This window comes from Leptolyngbya sp. 7M, assembly GCF_018128485.1.
The window spans coordinates 2,639,126-2,654,365 of sequence record NZ_CP070897.1 but is presented as its reverse complement, the minus strand read 5'-3'; the positions used below and the strand labels follow the sequence as shown (position 1 = coordinate 2,654,365).

Below are 15,240 nucleotides of genomic sequence, written 5' to 3'. Positions count from 1 at the left end.
TCTACTCAAGCTATCGCAAGATTTACATCCCTTGCAATAACCAGCGACGCGGCATATTCAATGTGCAAAACTCTTCGCGGCACGTCGGTATTGCATTTGGACGAAGCGTGAACCAACAGCGGGCTCATTGCTATGACTCCACCCTTGCCTACCGTACATATCTCTTGGTTTCTTGTTGCTGAGATACGGCCAAGTTCGTCATCAGAATGCCGAAGTTTATGCGATCCTGGGATTACTCGTAGAGGGCCATTAATATCGGTTGAGGCATCCAGATGAATACGAATGGCAATGATCTTCGAAAGGACTGATTCGGGAGCGTGGACGAATGTGATTCCTTCCTTGATCGATGCAGGTCCCCAGCCGTTTCCAGTTATCGATTTCTCGACTGGAATCGCAGTATCCTGATGCCACGCCACAAGCCAATTCGCTTTCCCTGATTTTTCAAACAAAGTGGCCTTGAATGGAGTCATTTCCTGCCCGAAGATCTTCTCTGTAAGTTCGATCAATCTGCGGTCGTGGGCCAACATGGCAACTTGAGGAACAGCCATTAGGTTACGGATCCCGGCCCGGCTCCTGTTTTTGGCCAACCGATTCAACTGCTTGATCAAATCACCGCATTCTTGAGACTCAATTATGCCTTCGACAATAGAAAACCCGTCCCGTTCAAACTGTTCCTTCATTCCCTGTTAAGTCGCTGTAGAAATGATTCCACGAAGCCTTTCGAATTCGGATTCGCTTAGCTCAAGCTCATGCTTCTTGACAAGGGCCGCCATCAGAACAAGTGCTTTGGACTGCAACAGGCGGCCTTTCATTTGCGAGATAGTTTTAAAGAGCTGCTCGACGGAACTTTCAAGCAGATCGTCCTGCTCGGTCGATGCCGCCCTGTCTGCGATGCCGTTCAGAGCGTTAGCACGAAGAGAAAGTTGCGGAATATCTTCAGTGTGGGCGGCGGCTTCATTCAAAAGCTCGACGGCCTGTTCGGTGCGGCCTTCGCGTTTCGCGGCGTCGGACATTTCTATCAAAGCAAAAACCCGCTGGCCTTCATCGGCGATCGCGCTTAAGGCTTGCCGTGCGAGTTCTTGCGAATCCTGCTGCATCAGAACCTGTGCAACCTGCGTCAGAGCGGTCATCGAATATTCATCGTCCTCGATGCGCTCGGCGATCTCTATGCCCCGTTCACCTTTTCCAAAACCCGCAAATTGCGCGGCAATCGAACCAAACAGAGCGTACCGTTCGCGGCTGTTGCGCGTCTCAGTATCCTTTTGCGAACGAAGCACATCATAAGCCTCATCGAGCGCTTCAAAGGCATCTTCTTTTTGTTCGCTTTGCCAAAAATGACGTGCGTGGCCGAACAGCGCGTTTGCGATCTGAGTCTTATCGGCAACAAGGTCTAATGCCCGGTCGGAAAGATCTTGGCTTCCGGCGATCAGAAACCCGACCGAGATCCCGCCGAAAAATGCATCGCGGTGAACATTGTCCAAAACCTCGGTCAGATCTTGCGCCTTTGAAAAAGTTTCGATCGCGCGGTCTTTACGTTCGGCGCGAAGATACAGGTTCCCGATCTCAATATACGAACGAATCTGTTCCTCATCGTGTTCTAAATATTCAATTTCGTATTCTTTCAGAAAGTCTTCGATGCCGGGTTCATACGCACATTCCGCCAGCCAAATTCCCCGCGGCTGCCGCCCAAAGTGCTTCTTGTAATTTGTGACCGCGATGGCAATTTGCGCACGGCGAGCCTCCACTGTCGAGATGAGCGGCAAAAACCCATGCGTCGCGCAGCAGGTAATTATCTCTAACACACCTTCGTCCTGCAGCTCACGAAAAGCATTTATAAGATTGCGTCCATATCGGTTATTCCAAAGATCCAGTGATGCCGATAAGTTATTTACATACATTTCAGCGGCTTCGATGAAATCCGGAGCTTCCTTTTGCACACGGTGAAGCTCTTTGCGGGCAAGTTCGAGCAGATTCTCGATGTGCCGTGTATAGCGTTCTTGCAAAAGCGGGTCTGCAAGCATTTCGCATAGCGGCGGCGAGACATTCATCGCCAGCCGTGGTTTAGCATCTGCATCATGAAGGTTCTGAAAAATAAATATGAGCGGAAGATAGACCTCGGTTATCGCTTCGTAAAGCCAGTCTTCCTCCAAGAACTCAGGGTATTCCGGATGCCTGACAAACGGCAGGTGAGCATGCAGGATCAGGCTGAAATATCCAACTGGCATAGGCAAAAAAAGAAAACAGGATGTTCAGGATAAACAAGACATCGGAAATATCCTATTCATCCCGCACATCCTTCTCAATATACGGAAGAAACTACCTTACGACCGCAGATGAACTGATCGGACCAAACTTATCAATCCGATCATATCTGCGCTCACGCGTTCGCGATCGCTTTGGGAAATTGACCAGGCTTGAACCAAATACTGCCGGGCCAACTTCTTCCTGCTCTTCGACCAGATCTTCATCGTCGATGTCAAACTCGCTCTTCAAGGCCGCAAGGGCGTTCTCCCGTGTGATACGATCGATGGCACTTTGCAACACGGCAAATAGCTGTTCGCTGATGTGAAAGCGGAGGTCTTCGAGCGTGGCACCACCGGCAAGCAGGGTAAGCGCATTGAGAATATCATTAGCATCGAAGTCTTCGAATTCACTTGCCGGCCTGTCAACGAGTCGTGCGACCGCAAAAAATGATGCATCACGCGCCGTTTCCGCATTGTCTCCTGCTATCGCTACATTGAATGCGTCCTGCTTGAATCCCGAAACGTCCAACACCTCGGCGAATTTCTGAGATGGTATCCGCCAATCTGCTTCGGTCGCAACACGCGAACTGGGCCCTTTTCTTGGTGTCGTTACCTCGTTGGAATAAAGTGCCCGGAAATATGGCCGGTTCGGTGCATAAAAGCCGATCTCAGCCCGATAGGTTGAATCCGGTTCGACGTTAAACCACCAATTACCTTCGGCATCGATAGCGTGAAGTTCTTCGCGGTCGCGAGTAGTATTTATCAGCTTTAAGATCAAAGTATAGCTACCAGTATTCTGCCCAAATACCCGATGTAATATCTGATACGGATTGTTCTTTAGCGACCAATAAAAATAAAGACGGTTCGGGGTCTGCATCTGCAGTCGAGCGCGGTTCTCGCGCTTAAGCTGCGGCAATTTCGGCAACGCAAGTTCCCGAAAGACGGGCGTCATCCCTGCGAGCGGATCCGCTTCCATCACAGGCTCGTTCTCGTTTAGCGCCGCTGCGATCCGTTCGGTGATCTCTTCTATCTCAGCACCGGTATGGACTGCCTCACCCGACGAGACGGTCAGTACATCTGCATCCAAAATGTCTTTTCTAATACGCGTTGTCATGATCACAAGCTTAAATCAAGAAAATTAAATAAAGATTAATTATGCGGGGTTTTATGGGAAGTTACAAAGGCTTGTGAGTGAAAAGTATGCAAAGAATGCTGTCAATTCTTTGCAACATTTGATGTTTTCCCGTTGCCGGCAACCGATTGTATCTTTATCTCGATCTTGCCAAATGAGGTTTTGACTTGCGAGCGAACCGGGATACGGCGCTCATCGTCGCTGATCCAGATGATCATCGAGCCCTTTCGCTCAAGCATTCGTCCGTCCCCGAAAACCATCGGCTCGACCCTATAGCACCAAATACGCCCGATCTCAGTCTTCTGCCGATCGCGTCCCGTTACACGTACGGGAACCTTGTAAACCAATCCCGAATCGCTTACGGGTATCTCGAACGTCTTGCCGACAGCAAGCGGCAGCGTCCTAAGGTGATAGATACCGGAGACAATATCGTATGTACCGCCATTCAATTCGGAGGCGATCATACGCGGCGGCCGCATTGGGTCATCAGGGTCAGTCTCTGTATAAACTACCCGTCGATCGGAGTAATCAAATATCGCCTCGCTGTTACGAATACGTTTACGCTGGACATCGTGCTTCACCGTCTTTAGAGCACGAAGATCGGAAGCAAGCATCGTGGAATCGAACGTCTGAAGAAAGCTGAATCCAAAAAGCCTGACCAACGTTCCTTTCGAACGGGCGTCTGCACGAATACGGAATTGCCCTTCCGGCGATCTTTCTTTTACCGTGAAGGTCATTTCGGCGACGGAAATACCCTGTATTACCTTGCTAAGCTTTCCTTCGTAAGTGAGCGTTTCTCCAACCTCAAACGGAAGCTTTGGTGAAGCACTAGGCTGAGCCGATGTGGGTACAGCGGCTACCGCAATATATAAGCCAAGAACGCCGATAAAAAACGAACGAAAAAGCATATCAATCAAAATAGACCATCTTAGTGGCTAACAATATCGCGACCAGCATTGTGCCAATTGCGGCATTGTACTCGCGGTGTTTCAAGTATAACTTAAAATCAAACTTGCGCGCCTGCTTTTTCCAGGCAGATAAGCGAGGAACAAAAAGCGGGACATTCTGTGCATATTCCCGGTATTCCTCTCCCAACCATGATTCAAGCTCTTCTGCTTCGACGTTCATTACGGGAAAATAGATGCTCAGATAAAAGATGACCGAAAGCAGGGCGATCCACCAGACCGCCGATACGATGCCAAACCCTGTAACTATGAAGAACGTCCCCAGATATAGCGGATTCCTCGTATGAGCGTATGGCCCGCTTGTGTCCAATTCGCGAACCTTTTGTATATGTCCGCAAGCCCAAGCCCGGATCGCCAAGCCAATAACGGCGACTGAAATGCCAACGGCAAGCGTCGTCCAGGTTGGCCGCGCGAACCAAATGTATAGAAACGCGAAGACGAAGCCCGCAAAAACGCGATAACGCTGTAAAAATTTCTTTCCTTTTGAAGCCATCTTCAAGCCACAGTGCTGGTCGGTCGGAGCCTCTCAGCAACCGCTCTAAGAACCGTCTCCGGCGTGATGTCCATACAAATCCAATTTGAACACGTCCTTCGATGGCAGTCGATCCGGCATTCGATATCAAGTCTTTCAACACAAATATCTGCTTTGTTGGGACTTCCGTTTCTCCACCATTCAGTTGGGCCAAAGATACCCACGATCGGCGTTCCGGCAGCGACCGCTATGTGAGTCGGACCGGTATCTCCACCAATGTAGATCCGTGCACGCTTCGCAAGTTCGTAAAAACCCTTTAGCGTTGGTTCGGCTGCTATAACCTTTCCCGAACGGCTTGCCGCTAGCACGCGTTTGGCTATTTCCGTTTCTGCCGGGCCTGTAACTATTACCGGACGTAAGCCAAGGTCTTCCCAGATGCGGTCAGCCAATAGCCCGTACTTTTCAGCATGCCAGAGCTTTGTCACCCAACCACCTGCAGGGTTCAGCAGGGCGATATCACCACCGCAGTTCTCAAAAAGGCGATCGGCCTCGGCTTTGTGTTCTTTGTCTGTAAAGATCGGGAATTCGATTGTCCCATCCTTCGGGAACGGCCCGAAAACGCCTTCTGCTAGTACGAGATTCTTCGTTATCACGTGAGATGTTTCTTGTATCTTTACTGTACGATTCAAAAAGATACGGCTTGCCGGTTCTCGAAGATGAGGTCGTGAGAAGCCCCAACGCTTTCGAGGAAATTCATGAAAAATTAGTGGAATATTTTGCTAGCGGCTGTCGCTTGGCGTGGGTGATTAATCCAGATGAGCAGTCGATTTTGGTTTATCGTCAGCCCCAACCCGATCGCTTGTTGAAAGTGACCGATACCCTATCCGGTGAAGAAGTAATTCCGGGCTTTGAACTACCCGTTGCTGAATTGTTTGCTGAACTGGATTTTTGAAGCGCAACAAGCCAATCGCGTTCATCAATTCTAGAATTCTCTCTAATTTGATCGATAGCTCTAGAATGTTGAAAAATAGCGTTCTGAGGTTGAAGTAGTGGAAAGCGAGAATTTTCGCAGCATCTAACCGATCAACTTCACTCGCCTTAGTCCTCTCTATCTTCTAGACTGTGGCGATTGATCACCTCTTGAATATCATCGCTTTCTAGAAATCTATCTAAAGCATGATTCATAAGTCTATTCATACTGCTCTCCATGACACCCGCAAGCTTCTTCAATAGCCTATAGGTGTCTTTATCAATCGTTACTCTGATTTCCTGCTTATCTTTGCTTGTAGGAGACATTTTTGAACTTACCGGAGTAATCCGGTAAATTTTCGCATATCATAGAGACTGCAACCGGAATATGTGATGTACTCCGGTAAACATTTGTACTATTTGAGGTAATATCTATGGTTACTTTGTCCGATGATGAGGTGGTGATCTTGAAGGCAATCCTTACCGCCTTGCGTAGCATCAAAATCCGAGATATCGATAAAGCGCTGGTGATTTTGTCTAAAGCTGAGAAAAGAGGTCACCTATGATTGTGCTCACCGATGAACAGGCCATTGTCGTCAATCGCTTGCTGACGTCCATTCTCCTGAATGAGGCTTATCGTATCTCCGACGTAGAGGATGCTTTGATGTGGATTTCTCCAGAGAACCGACAGATCCTTTGTCCCTTTGACAGCTTGTGGAGTAAAAATCTTGCCCAAGAGATTGTCAGGCTGATGAACCAACAAAGCTAATGCTTCTGGATGCCTTCAATCAATCATTCAAACACAATATTCCTAATCGATCGGTTCAGGATAGTTTCACGTATCCTGCTTATTCCTACGAGTATTACCATTTCTGAATCGATCGTATTTCTGTTTGTTCAGACATCCTAAACTCTGGAATGCTAGTGGGTTTTGATGGTCAGAATATCCACTTATCGCCATACAGGAACACGCATAACATCGAAATGGAAATCGTAAGTCCAAACGGATAAATTAAGCGCTTTGGACAATATGGCGGTTGTCGCATCGGTCAAAGTGATTCTTTGATCTGTAAATTGACTGGCTTGATTCAAAGCCGTCTGGTAATCGTTAAGTGAAGGGTTGAGCAAGCAATCTGCTTCAAGGCATTCTCTAGCAAACGCGATCGCCTGAGCATTACCGAGTCGATAGAGCAGCAAGCTGTAGGTTTCTAGATAGACTGGAATTGGAATAATGATGGCAATTTGCTCGATCTCAAACTGGTTGTATTCTGCTTGCGCCCGTTCGTGGTACTGATCATCAGGGTCAAGGGCGGCGTAGAGTGGACCTGTATCAGCCAGAATTTTTCTCATTCCTGCGGAAAACTTTGGACAAAGATTGCTTCAGCCAAAATCGCGTCATGATTAGCTGAGGTATCTTTGAAGCCACTGCCTTGAGAGCATGGTGTGAGGCGCACTCTTTTGGGCGGACTAGATGCCAGATATCCTTGCTGTAGCAAAAAGGCTTCTAGTGCAGCCTGCACGACCTCAGCAGGAGATTCAATACCTCGATCGCGGCCGTAGGCAACTAGCGCTTCTGCAATGGGTTCTGGCAGTGAAAGGTTGAGGGATGACATGGATGAGTTTAATGCTTTGATCCCGATTGTAGCTTATCCATCTTGCCCCATCGTTACGCTTTTGAGAACCCGCTTTTCTAAGCTAGTCGCTCGATTTAGAATGCTCTCAGTTGGCGTTCTGGGGCTGGAGTAATGGGCAATCGTAAGCTAAAGCGGTGGCGAAAATGGCTGAAGCGAATTTTGGCGTTGCTGCTGGGAGTCATTCTGTTTGCTGAAGCGGGCGTGGTGCAGGCGCAGGGTGATCAGGCGGCGGAGAATGGAGCGATCGTGGAGCAGAGTGATGCTGAAGCCGAGCGATTATTTAGAGAAGGTGTACAACTACATAAACAAGGAAGTGAAGAATCTTTAAAGCTTGCAGTTGATGTATTTCAGCAGGCGCAGGAGTTGTTTAAGAATGCAGAAAACCCAGGATTAGAAGCTTTGTCTCTCTTCATGATTGGCATAGTCTACTATGACTTGGGCGCGTGGCAGGAAGCTTTGGATTACTACAATCGAGTACTGCCATTGTTTCATGCTATGAATGAGCAGTCCCTAGAAGCTTTTACGCTCAATAGTATTGGCAGCATCTATAGTAACTTGGGTAACAAATATCAAGCTCTAAGCTACTACGGACGAGCTCTGCCACTATCTCGTGCTGAGAGTTTTCTAGAAGCTTTAATACTTGGCAATATTGGCAACATCTATACTGAATTAGGAGACAAGCAGAATGCTTTAGAGTCTCTCAACGAAGCATTATCTTTGATTCCCGACATAAGTGACAATGGCATTAAAGCTGCAATATTCAATAATGTTGCAGCTCTATATATTAGCTTAGGAGATAAGCAGAACGCTCTAAACTATTTCGATCAAGCATTAGCTTCAATTCGTGCTACGGGTAATCGTCGCAGAGAAGCTGCCACACTTAACAATATTGGTATGGTTTACAACGATCTAGGGGACAGTGAGCGAGCATTAGATTACTACTATGAGGCACTGTCATTGCGCCGTGCTACAGGAGATCAAGGTGGAGAAGCTATTACACTTAACAATATTGGCTCGGTCTACGGTAGCTTGAGAAACAACGAGCAGGCGCTGAACTATTTTAATCAAGCATTGCGATTGCACCGCATTATGAACAACCAAAATGAAGAAGCCAGGACATTGAATAATATTGGTGCTGTTTATAGTGATTTGAAAGACAATCAGCAATCTTTAACTTACTACAACCAAGCACTACGAATGTTCCAAGCTTTGGATGATCGAGATGGAGAAGCTGCCGCACTCACTGGTATTGGCGACATTTACATTGAGTTAGGAGATGGGCAGAAAGCCCTAGACCATCTTAACCGATCACTGTCATTGAGACGTGCAGTGAGTAATCGAGCTGGGGAAGCTATCACGCTCAACAGCATTGGTATTATCTACTATTATCTCGACAAGCTCATGCAGCACTCGAATACATCAACGCAGCTATCACGATTTTTGAAGATCTTCGCACTAAAGTCAGCAGTGAAAACCTTCGCACTTCGTATTTTGCTACAGTGCAAAATCCATACAAATTCAAAACCGACCTGCTGATGCAGTTAGGACGAGAAAAGGAAGCTTTTGAAACCAGCGAACAATCCCGCGCCCGCACCCTGATCGAACTCCTCGCAGAATCCAACATTGATTCAACTCAAGCAACTGAAGATCCTGAACTGAAAGCATTGTATGAACGAAAGCGAGAACTAGAAGCACAACTTTTTGCACGCGAAAATCTAATTCAGACTACTCAAACTGACGAGATTCGAGAACAACATCAACAGGAATATCAACAGCTCGAACGAGAACTCAAAGACAACGTTGAACCACAAATCAAAGCAAAAGATCCGGCATACGCAGCGATCCGCTATCCAACGCCCCTAACGCTCGATCAAATTCAGCGAGACGTTCTTGATGATGACACCGTATTGTTGCAATACGCGATCGGCGAACAGCAAAGTTACCTTTGGGTCGTGCCTCACCAAGGAGAAATGACAACCTATACCCTTCCCGGACGAAAGGTAATTGAACCAGCCGCCAAGCAATTTCTGAGCGAGGTTGAGCGTTCTGGAATCCGTCCTGGTAGTGAACCGGAAGAGGCTAAATTGTAATAGTTGCCAGCGGTTTCGGGCCGAGGGCTACACCATGCTGATTTTGCTGTTGACCTCCCAAGACAGTAGCACCGCCAAAGTGGAAGGACTGAATGCCGGAGCCGATGACTATGTGGTGAAACCGTTTGATCCGGCAGAGCTGATCGCCCGCATCCGTGCCCTACTGCGACGAGGCAGCGCTAACCCACTACCCATCCTAGCCTGGGGCGATTTGCTGCTCAATCCTAGCACCTGCGAAGTCACCTACAACAATCAGCCCCTCACCCTCACGACTAAAGAATATGACTTGTTGGAACTGTTGCTGCGCCATAGTCAGCAGGTGCTCTGTAGCGACGAAATTTTGGATCGACTCTGGTCGTCGGAAGAGTTCCCGGCTGAAGCCACGGTGCGCTCCCATATTCGACGATTGCGGCATAAACTGGTGGCAGCGGGCGCTCCATCTGATTTCATCAGCACGATGCACGGACGCGGCTATTACCTGAAGGCGCTAGATGCTTTACCTGAATCGAAACTGCCGCTCCGCTCGCAAAACACAGGCTCATCCCAGACCGAACCTGCCGCTGCGAACCTGCCCAGCACTGACTCAAATCAAGAAGTAGAGCAGATCCAACAGCAGGCCCAGTATGCAGAATTTTTAAATCGTACCTGGCTCACCACCAAGCCCAAATGCCTCAGCCAGCTAGCAGATCTGTTGCAGATGGTGCAGGCGCTAACGTCAGCCCCTCCCCTTGCTAGAGCCAAATTCCTGAGTCAAGCGGAGCAACAGCAGGCCTATCAAGTGGCTCACAAGCTGATCGGCACATTGGGAATTTTTGGCCTCAAGGACACGGTAGATAGGGCACGTCAGTTGGAATCTCTATTCAGTGCTGACCTCGCCCCTGCTCAAGTGGCTCAGGCAGAAACCTTGATTGTCAGTCTCCAGCAGGCTATCCAGAACACTGATGCAATTCTCTCTCAACCATCCTCAAAGCAGTCTCCCGCCCAGTCGCCCAAATCTCCTGCTAACGAAAAATCTCACACCGCCTCCGCCACCAAAGTCATGATCGTTGATGATGACCAGGACTGGTTATGTACCCTGCCCAAACTCCTAAATCCCTGGGGGTTTAAAGTGACGACCTTGGCGGATGTGCAGCAATTTTGGACGGTACTGCGGACAGTTTGCCCAGATGTTTTGGTGCTGGATGTGAACATGCCCCAGTTCAATGGTTTGGAGCTTTGCCAAATGCTAAGGGATGATCCCCACTGGCAGCGGCTACCCGTAGTGTTTGTCAGCGTTTTTGACGATGCGGCGACTCAAAATCAAGCCTTTACGGTAGGGGCTGATGACTATTTGTGCAAGCCTGTGCGGGCGACTGACTTAGCCAACCGAATTCTGAATCGACTGCGACGAATGCGAGCTTGGGCCAGTTGATCTGACCTCGGGATCGTAGAATAGGATGTGCACACATTTTGCACGAGCCATAGGCGAATCTTAAGATAAGGAATATTTAGCCTGGTAGGACGCTATGTCAAATTCTCTCAATCCCCCTCTGCGCAATCAACAGCATGCTTTGATTCAAAAGCTGGCGAATGGAATTGAACGAATTTGGCAACAGTATTTAGATTTATCTCCTTACCAGGTGCCCGACGATCTGGGATACGTTGAAGGATATCTAGAAGGCGAGCGGTTGGTGATTGAAAACCACTGCTACCAAACGCCTCAGTTTCGCAAATTGCATCTAGAGCTAGCTCAAGTGGGCAAGGGATTGGATATTCTCCACTGCGTTATGTTTCCCAACCCAGCCTATGCCCTGCCGATTTTTGGGGCAGATATTGTCGGCAGTCGGGGAGAAAAGGCCGCCATTAGCGCCGCCATTGCGGATCTATCTCCGGTGAGTGCCGATCGCTCTTTGCCAGCGGTCTACCAGGCTCAGTTGGCTGAGCTATCGCCGCTCCAGTTTTCTCAACCGCGTGGCTTGCCGGCCTGGGGCGATATTTTCTCGGAGTTTTGTTTGTTTGTGCGTCCGGTGACAGCCGAGGAAGAAGCGGCGTTTCTGGACCGGGTGCTGACTTTTTTGACGATTCACTGCCAAATTGCTAGCACCGCCACCCCGTTGCAGGCTTCGACTGAGGTATCTAAGGTTCTAGCTGGCCAGCAGCGCTATTGCACCATGCAGCGGCAGAATGATAAAACGCGCCGCGTGCTGGAGAAATCCTTTGGTACCGAATGGGCCGAGCGCTATATGACAACCATGCTGTTTGACTGCGTTGCGGTTTGATGAACCCAATCCTTCAGCGCCGGTAGGCGAGCACGAATCGCTCCACCCCTGCCAAATCAGGGTGAATAGCAATGGATTGGTAGTCGCCCTGGGCTTGCAGCAGCGTCGCTACGGTTTTGGCTTGGCCCGCCATCAGTTCAACGAGCCAAATTCCACCCGATTGCAGGTAAGTTGGTGCATCAGTAATCAACTGGCGGACGCAATCTAGGCCATCTTCGCCGCCGTCAAGGGCGAGATGCGGTTCATGCCGGGTGACTTCCGGCTGGAGGTCAGCAATTTGGCCACGGGGGATGTAGGGCGGATTGGAAACCACACCGCTGAGTTGGCCGCGCAGGGGCTGGAGCGGGGCAAACCAGGAGCCTTGATAAAACTGAATGCGGGATGCCATACCGAACTGATCGGCATTCTGTTGGGCAATCGCTAGCGCCGCAGCACTGGTCTCGACGGCATGAATCCTAGCCTGGGGAAAGGCATCGGCCAAACCCAGCGCAATCGCCCCGCTGCCAGTTCCTAAATCAGCCCAGTGCCCCTGTCGCGGCTCAGCCCATGCAGACTGCTCAACCGCTGCCAGTGCTAAATCAATCAACAGCTCGGTTTCGGGACGGGGAATCAGCACTGCTGGCGAAACGGTAAGGGAGAACTGTCGCCAGGGAACACAACCAGCCAAATATTGCACAGGAATTCGCTGCTGAAGTCGGCGTTGCCAGAGCTGGTCTAGATCGGTAGGGGAGCAAGCCAGGATGATTTCGGGTTTGGTCTGGAAGGTTTCTAGCCGCAGGGTCAGCCGATCTAGGTCAGTTAGGGCTTGTAGCAACCAATCCACTTCTACTACCGGAACCTCGGCTGCAATCGCCTGAGCTTGAGCCTGTTTGCGCCAGTGATAGAGCACTGGCCCAGAGATGGTGTGGGTCGGTCTGGAAGGAGAATCAGCCATGAGTGCGGACTAGGTTGAGGGCGGAAGGGGCGGCTTGAGCGTCAACTGCATACCTGCTGCATTCGTTGCAGCTAAGTCAAAACGATGCTTGAGAATAGGGCTAGAGTTGCGTATGAGCCGTAGGATCAACAAGATCATGATTGTCTGGCGCGCTAGCGCTATCGTACTTCAAACGAGGGGTTGGAGGTAAGGATGGGAACGGCTTGGAGATACTGGACCCATGTGCGGCTAGAGGGGTCTGGGAAGCTGAAACGGCAGGAAATTCTGGTTGCCCAGGCGTTTTTTCACCAGCAGTTTCCCGACTTGCTAGAAGCTGAGGAGTTGCCCGATCTGCTGATCCAACGTCAGCTCGTTGCAATCATGCGGGAAGGTGGTGAACGGGACCAATCCGCTCGATTAGCCACAGCCTGTCTGCGCTGCTTTGTCTCGCAGCAGATTCCGCAAATTTGTTTGAATTTAGAACGTCGCTTTGCCACCCAAGGCCAGTTTAGCTGCCAGGATCTACTGCCCTATGTCCTGGACGATGTCGATCCGCTCCAACCTTGCAATGATGCGCTAGGTTCCCCTGCCCCTGCCACGCTACGCCATCAGCCGTTGGCTGTCAAGATAGTCCAGAGCTTTGATCCCAGGCAAAGTAATTTGAGCACCTGGACAAAGCGGCTTGTGCTCCAACAAAAATTGCTGAATGCGGCCTTGACCGAGTGCGGCGTCTACTTAGCCAGCGATTGGGCTATTTTGAGCCACACCACCCCAGCCCGGTTTCAGCGGACAGAACAGACGGCGGCAACACCGGACACGACCCCGAACCGGCAGATAACCATAAAGTCTCCACTGTATGAGGTAACCTTGGATTCGAAAGGTGCGGTCGCTGTCAGCTGGATACTTTTAAGAAACGTTTCGCCGAGTGCAGATTATCCGATCTATGCCGATGGCTCGACTGCATCGGAGAAGAAGCCGCTTCAGCTCATCTCAAAGAAAGCACTTGAACAAACGCCGAGAGATGTTCCGTTCCGGCTGATCACCCCGGATGCTAATACCAATAATTTTGCTAACGAACGGAATTATCAGGTATCTGCTCAGGAAGACGAGATCATACTGAATGCCAACGAAACGCGCGAGATCGAGTTTGTTTTAGTGGGCGAGAATGGGCTCGAAGTAAAGAAAAAGTTTTTGTTCCGCGGAAATAGTTATCTGGCTGACCTGGCGATCGATCTGAGGCAAAACGGACAACCGCTCCCGAACGCTCGGCTTGCTATCGGAGCCAGCATTGGCGACCACGCGATAAATCATCACACGTTCTATCAGATCGAATCGGAAGCAGTTGCCGCTATCAACGGCGACATCGTTCGTAAGCAGGGATATTATTCATTCGAATATAAGAACGGGGAGAAAGCGTCGATAAGCGTTCCGGGTACGGTAGATTGGGCCGGTGTAAGCGACTCATATTTTGCGATGACTGCGATCCCAGCCGTCCAGGGCCAGGGGCTTGAGCTGGTTGCCGAAAAATATGAGGTAGAGACCCAGCCGTATTACAAAAGCATCTTCAGTTGGGTGTTGCGCAGTCCCGAGACGAAAGAAACGCGACATTTGGTTACGGCCCTAGTCCCGATCACCGCGGACGGTTCGTTAACAAAGATATATACCGGCACGAAGGATTACAATACGCTCAACGCACTTTCTGCCGAGCTAAACAAAGAAACGGGCCGCGAACTGAACTTCGTAAACCTGATAAATTTCAGCAATTATTGGTTCCTACGATGGTTCATAAAGCCGATATCTATCCCGATACTCCACGCACTGCATTATTTGAACACCGTGTTCAATAATTACGGAGTTGCGATCATCGTCTTTACGTTCCTTTTCTATTCGCTGCTTTTCCCGCTCAGATGGAAGCAATCAAAATCCTTCAAAAAGGCTGCGTCTAACGCACCGAAGATGAAGGAACTGCAGGACAAGATAAAAGCCCTGCAGAAGAAAGGCATTCCGATGGATGATCCACGAATGCGCGAATTGCAGATGGAACAGCTTAGGATGACCAAGGATGCGCTACCTATCGGCGGGTTTCTTCCTATGTTGCTGCAATTCCCACTTCTCATAGCGTTTTACACTGCGATCACCATTTCGCTTGACGCTCGACAGGCATCATTTCTTTGGCTGCCCGATCTTTCGGCGGCAGACCCCTGGCACCTGCTTGAATTCGGATTTGCCATATCGATGGTCCTGGCGATGAAGTTCACGCCGACCGGTCCGGCCGTTACGCCTGAGCAGCAAATGCAGCAGAAGATGATGACCTGGCTGATGCCGATAATGATGCTTTGGATAATGTGGACGGCACCGTCAGGCCTCTTGCTATATTGGTTCTTCGGAAATATAGTCAGCTTTGCTCAACAAATGGTGATAAACAGATTAAATAAGACCGATGAGCCGCCAGCAGCTGAGGTTGTTGACACAGTACCGAAGAACGCCAAAAAAGTTAAAGGCAAGGCAAAGCAAAGCGCGTCATAGATCGGTGCCTTATAGGATCAATGACTGACCTATCGTAA

17 protein-coding genes are annotated in these 15,240 nt (G+C 49.6%); 8 read left to right on the top strand and 9 right to left on the bottom strand.

Annotation, left to right across the window (positions count from 1 at the left end; all coding sequences use genetic code 11):
• Nucleotides 1–5: 5 nt before the first annotated feature.
• The 6 genes from JVX88_RS12870 to JVX88_RS12845 form a co-directional block, all read right to left on the bottom strand.
• Nucleotides 6–680 (bottom strand): phytanoyl-CoA dioxygenase family protein, encoded by a 675-nt coding sequence (locus JVX88_RS12870; protein ID WP_211627666.1) that lies wholly within the window; start codon nucleotides 678–680, stop codon nucleotides 6–8.
• A 6-nt stretch (nucleotides 681–686) separates the two neighbouring features.
• A complete protein-coding gene (locus JVX88_RS12865) occupies nucleotides 687–2,225 on the bottom strand; it encodes a hypothetical protein (RefSeq protein ID WP_211627665.1) in 1,539 nt (512 codons plus the stop codon).
• 91 nt (nucleotides 2,226–2,316) lie between these two features.
• Entirely contained in the window at nucleotides 2,317–3,357 is a 1,041-nt protein-coding gene (locus JVX88_RS12860) for a DUF4912 domain-containing protein (protein ID WP_211627664.1), read from the bottom strand.
• 101 nt (nucleotides 3,358–3,458) lie between these two features.
• A complete protein-coding gene (locus JVX88_RS12855) occupies nucleotides 3,459–4,283 on the bottom strand; it encodes a DUF3108 domain-containing protein (protein ID WP_211627663.1) in 825 nt (274 codons plus the stop codon).
• Nucleotide 4,284: 1 nt separating this feature from the next.
• Nucleotides 4,285–4,833, bottom strand: coding sequence for a methyltransferase family protein (locus JVX88_RS12850; protein ID WP_211627662.1), 549 nt, complete (start codon nucleotides 4,831–4,833; stop codon nucleotides 4,285–4,287).
• Nucleotides 4,834–4,835: 2 nt separating this feature from the next.
• Complete coding sequence (locus JVX88_RS12845; protein ID WP_263975514.1) at nucleotides 4,836–5,501, bottom strand: glycosyltransferase family 9 protein; 666 nt, start codon at nucleotides 5,499–5,501, stop codon at nucleotides 4,836–4,838.
• Here JVX88_RS12845 and JVX88_RS12840 point away from each other — a divergent pair.
• The 3 genes from JVX88_RS12840 to JVX88_RS12835 all read left to right on the top strand — a co-directional run bounded on the left by JVX88_RS12840 (nucleotide 5,471) and on the right by JVX88_RS12835 (nucleotide 6,550).
• Nucleotides 5,471–5,764 carry a Uma2 family endonuclease gene (locus JVX88_RS12840; RefSeq protein WP_211627661.1) on the top strand — a complete coding sequence of 98 codons (294 nt, stop codon included), beginning with the start codon at nucleotides 5,471–5,473 and terminating at the stop codon, nucleotides 5,762–5,764. The two genes, JVX88_RS12845 and JVX88_RS12840, sit on opposite strands and share 31 nt — an antisense overlap.
• A gap of 451 nt (nucleotides 5,765–6,215) precedes the next feature.
• The gene (locus JVX88_RS40610) at nucleotides 6,216–6,347 is read left to right on the top strand and encodes a hypothetical protein (RefSeq protein WP_263975513.1); all 132 of its coding nucleotides are present in this window, start codon (nucleotides 6,216–6,218) and stop codon (nucleotides 6,345–6,347) included.
• A complete protein-coding gene (locus JVX88_RS12835) occupies nucleotides 6,344–6,550 on the top strand; it encodes a hypothetical protein (protein WP_211627660.1) in 207 nt (68 codons plus the stop codon). Before JVX88_RS40610 ends, JVX88_RS12835 begins: the two co-directional genes overlap by 4 nt.
• Nucleotides 6,551–6,732: 182 nt before the next feature.
• Here the strand turns inward: JVX88_RS12835 and JVX88_RS12830 are convergent, their stop codons facing one another.
• The gene (locus tag JVX88_RS12830; protein ID WP_211627659.1) at nucleotides 6,733–7,131 is read right to left on the bottom strand and encodes a type II toxin-antitoxin system VapC family toxin; all 399 of its coding nucleotides are present in this window, start codon (nucleotides 7,129–7,131) and stop codon (nucleotides 6,733–6,735) included.
• The gene (locus JVX88_RS12825) at nucleotides 7,128–7,394 is read right to left on the bottom strand and encodes a hypothetical protein (RefSeq protein WP_211627658.1); all 267 of its coding nucleotides are present in this window, start codon (nucleotides 7,392–7,394) and stop codon (nucleotides 7,128–7,130) included. Before JVX88_RS12825 ends, JVX88_RS12830 begins: the two co-directional genes overlap by 4 nt.
• A gap of 132 nt (nucleotides 7,395–7,526) precedes the next feature.
• Between JVX88_RS12825 and JVX88_RS12820 the strand changes: the two genes are divergently transcribed.
• The 4 genes from JVX88_RS12820 to JVX88_RS12805 all read left to right on the top strand — a co-directional run bounded on the left by JVX88_RS12820 (nucleotide 7,527) and on the right by JVX88_RS12805 (nucleotide 11,763).
• On the top strand, nucleotides 7,527–8,951 hold the full coding sequence (locus tag JVX88_RS12820; protein WP_211627657.1) for a tetratricopeptide repeat protein: 1,425 nt from the start codon (nucleotides 7,527–7,529) through the stop codon (nucleotides 8,949–8,951).
• Nucleotides 8,915–9,505: a hypothetical protein gene (locus JVX88_RS12815; RefSeq protein WP_211627656.1), complete on the top strand. Its 591-nt coding sequence runs from the start codon at nucleotides 8,915–8,917 to the stop codon at nucleotides 9,503–9,505. Before JVX88_RS12820 ends, JVX88_RS12815 begins: the two co-directional genes overlap by 37 nt.
• Nucleotides 9,480–10,916 carry a response regulator gene (locus JVX88_RS12810; RefSeq protein ID WP_225931397.1) on the top strand — a complete coding sequence of 479 codons (1,437 nt, stop codon included), beginning with the start codon at nucleotides 9,480–9,482 and terminating at the stop codon, nucleotides 10,914–10,916. The genes JVX88_RS12815 and JVX88_RS12810 overlap by 26 nt, the downstream gene beginning before the upstream one ends.
• 94 nt (nucleotides 10,917–11,010) lie before the next feature.
• Nucleotides 11,011–11,763, top strand: coding sequence for a phycocyanobilin:ferredoxin oxidoreductase (locus tag JVX88_RS12805; protein WP_211627654.1), 753 nt, complete (start codon nucleotides 11,011–11,013; stop codon nucleotides 11,761–11,763).
• Nucleotides 11,764–11,776: 13 nt separating this feature from the next.
• On the opposite strand, the gene prmC is transcribed toward JVX88_RS12805, so the two are convergent.
• Nucleotides 11,777–12,697, bottom strand: a complete 921-nt coding sequence (gene prmC / locus JVX88_RS12800; RefSeq protein WP_211627653.1) for a peptide chain release factor N(5)-glutamine methyltransferase — start codon at nucleotides 12,695–12,697, stop codon at nucleotides 11,777–11,779.
• Between the two features lie 192 nt (nucleotides 12,698–12,889).
• Here prmC and yidC point away from each other — a divergent pair, with 192 nt between their 5' ends.
• Nucleotides 12,890–15,202, top strand: a complete 2,313-nt coding sequence (gene yidC, locus JVX88_RS12795) for a membrane protein insertase YidC (protein WP_211627652.1) — start codon at nucleotides 12,890–12,892, stop codon at nucleotides 15,200–15,202.
• Nucleotides 15,203–15,240: the final 38 nt, after the last annotated feature.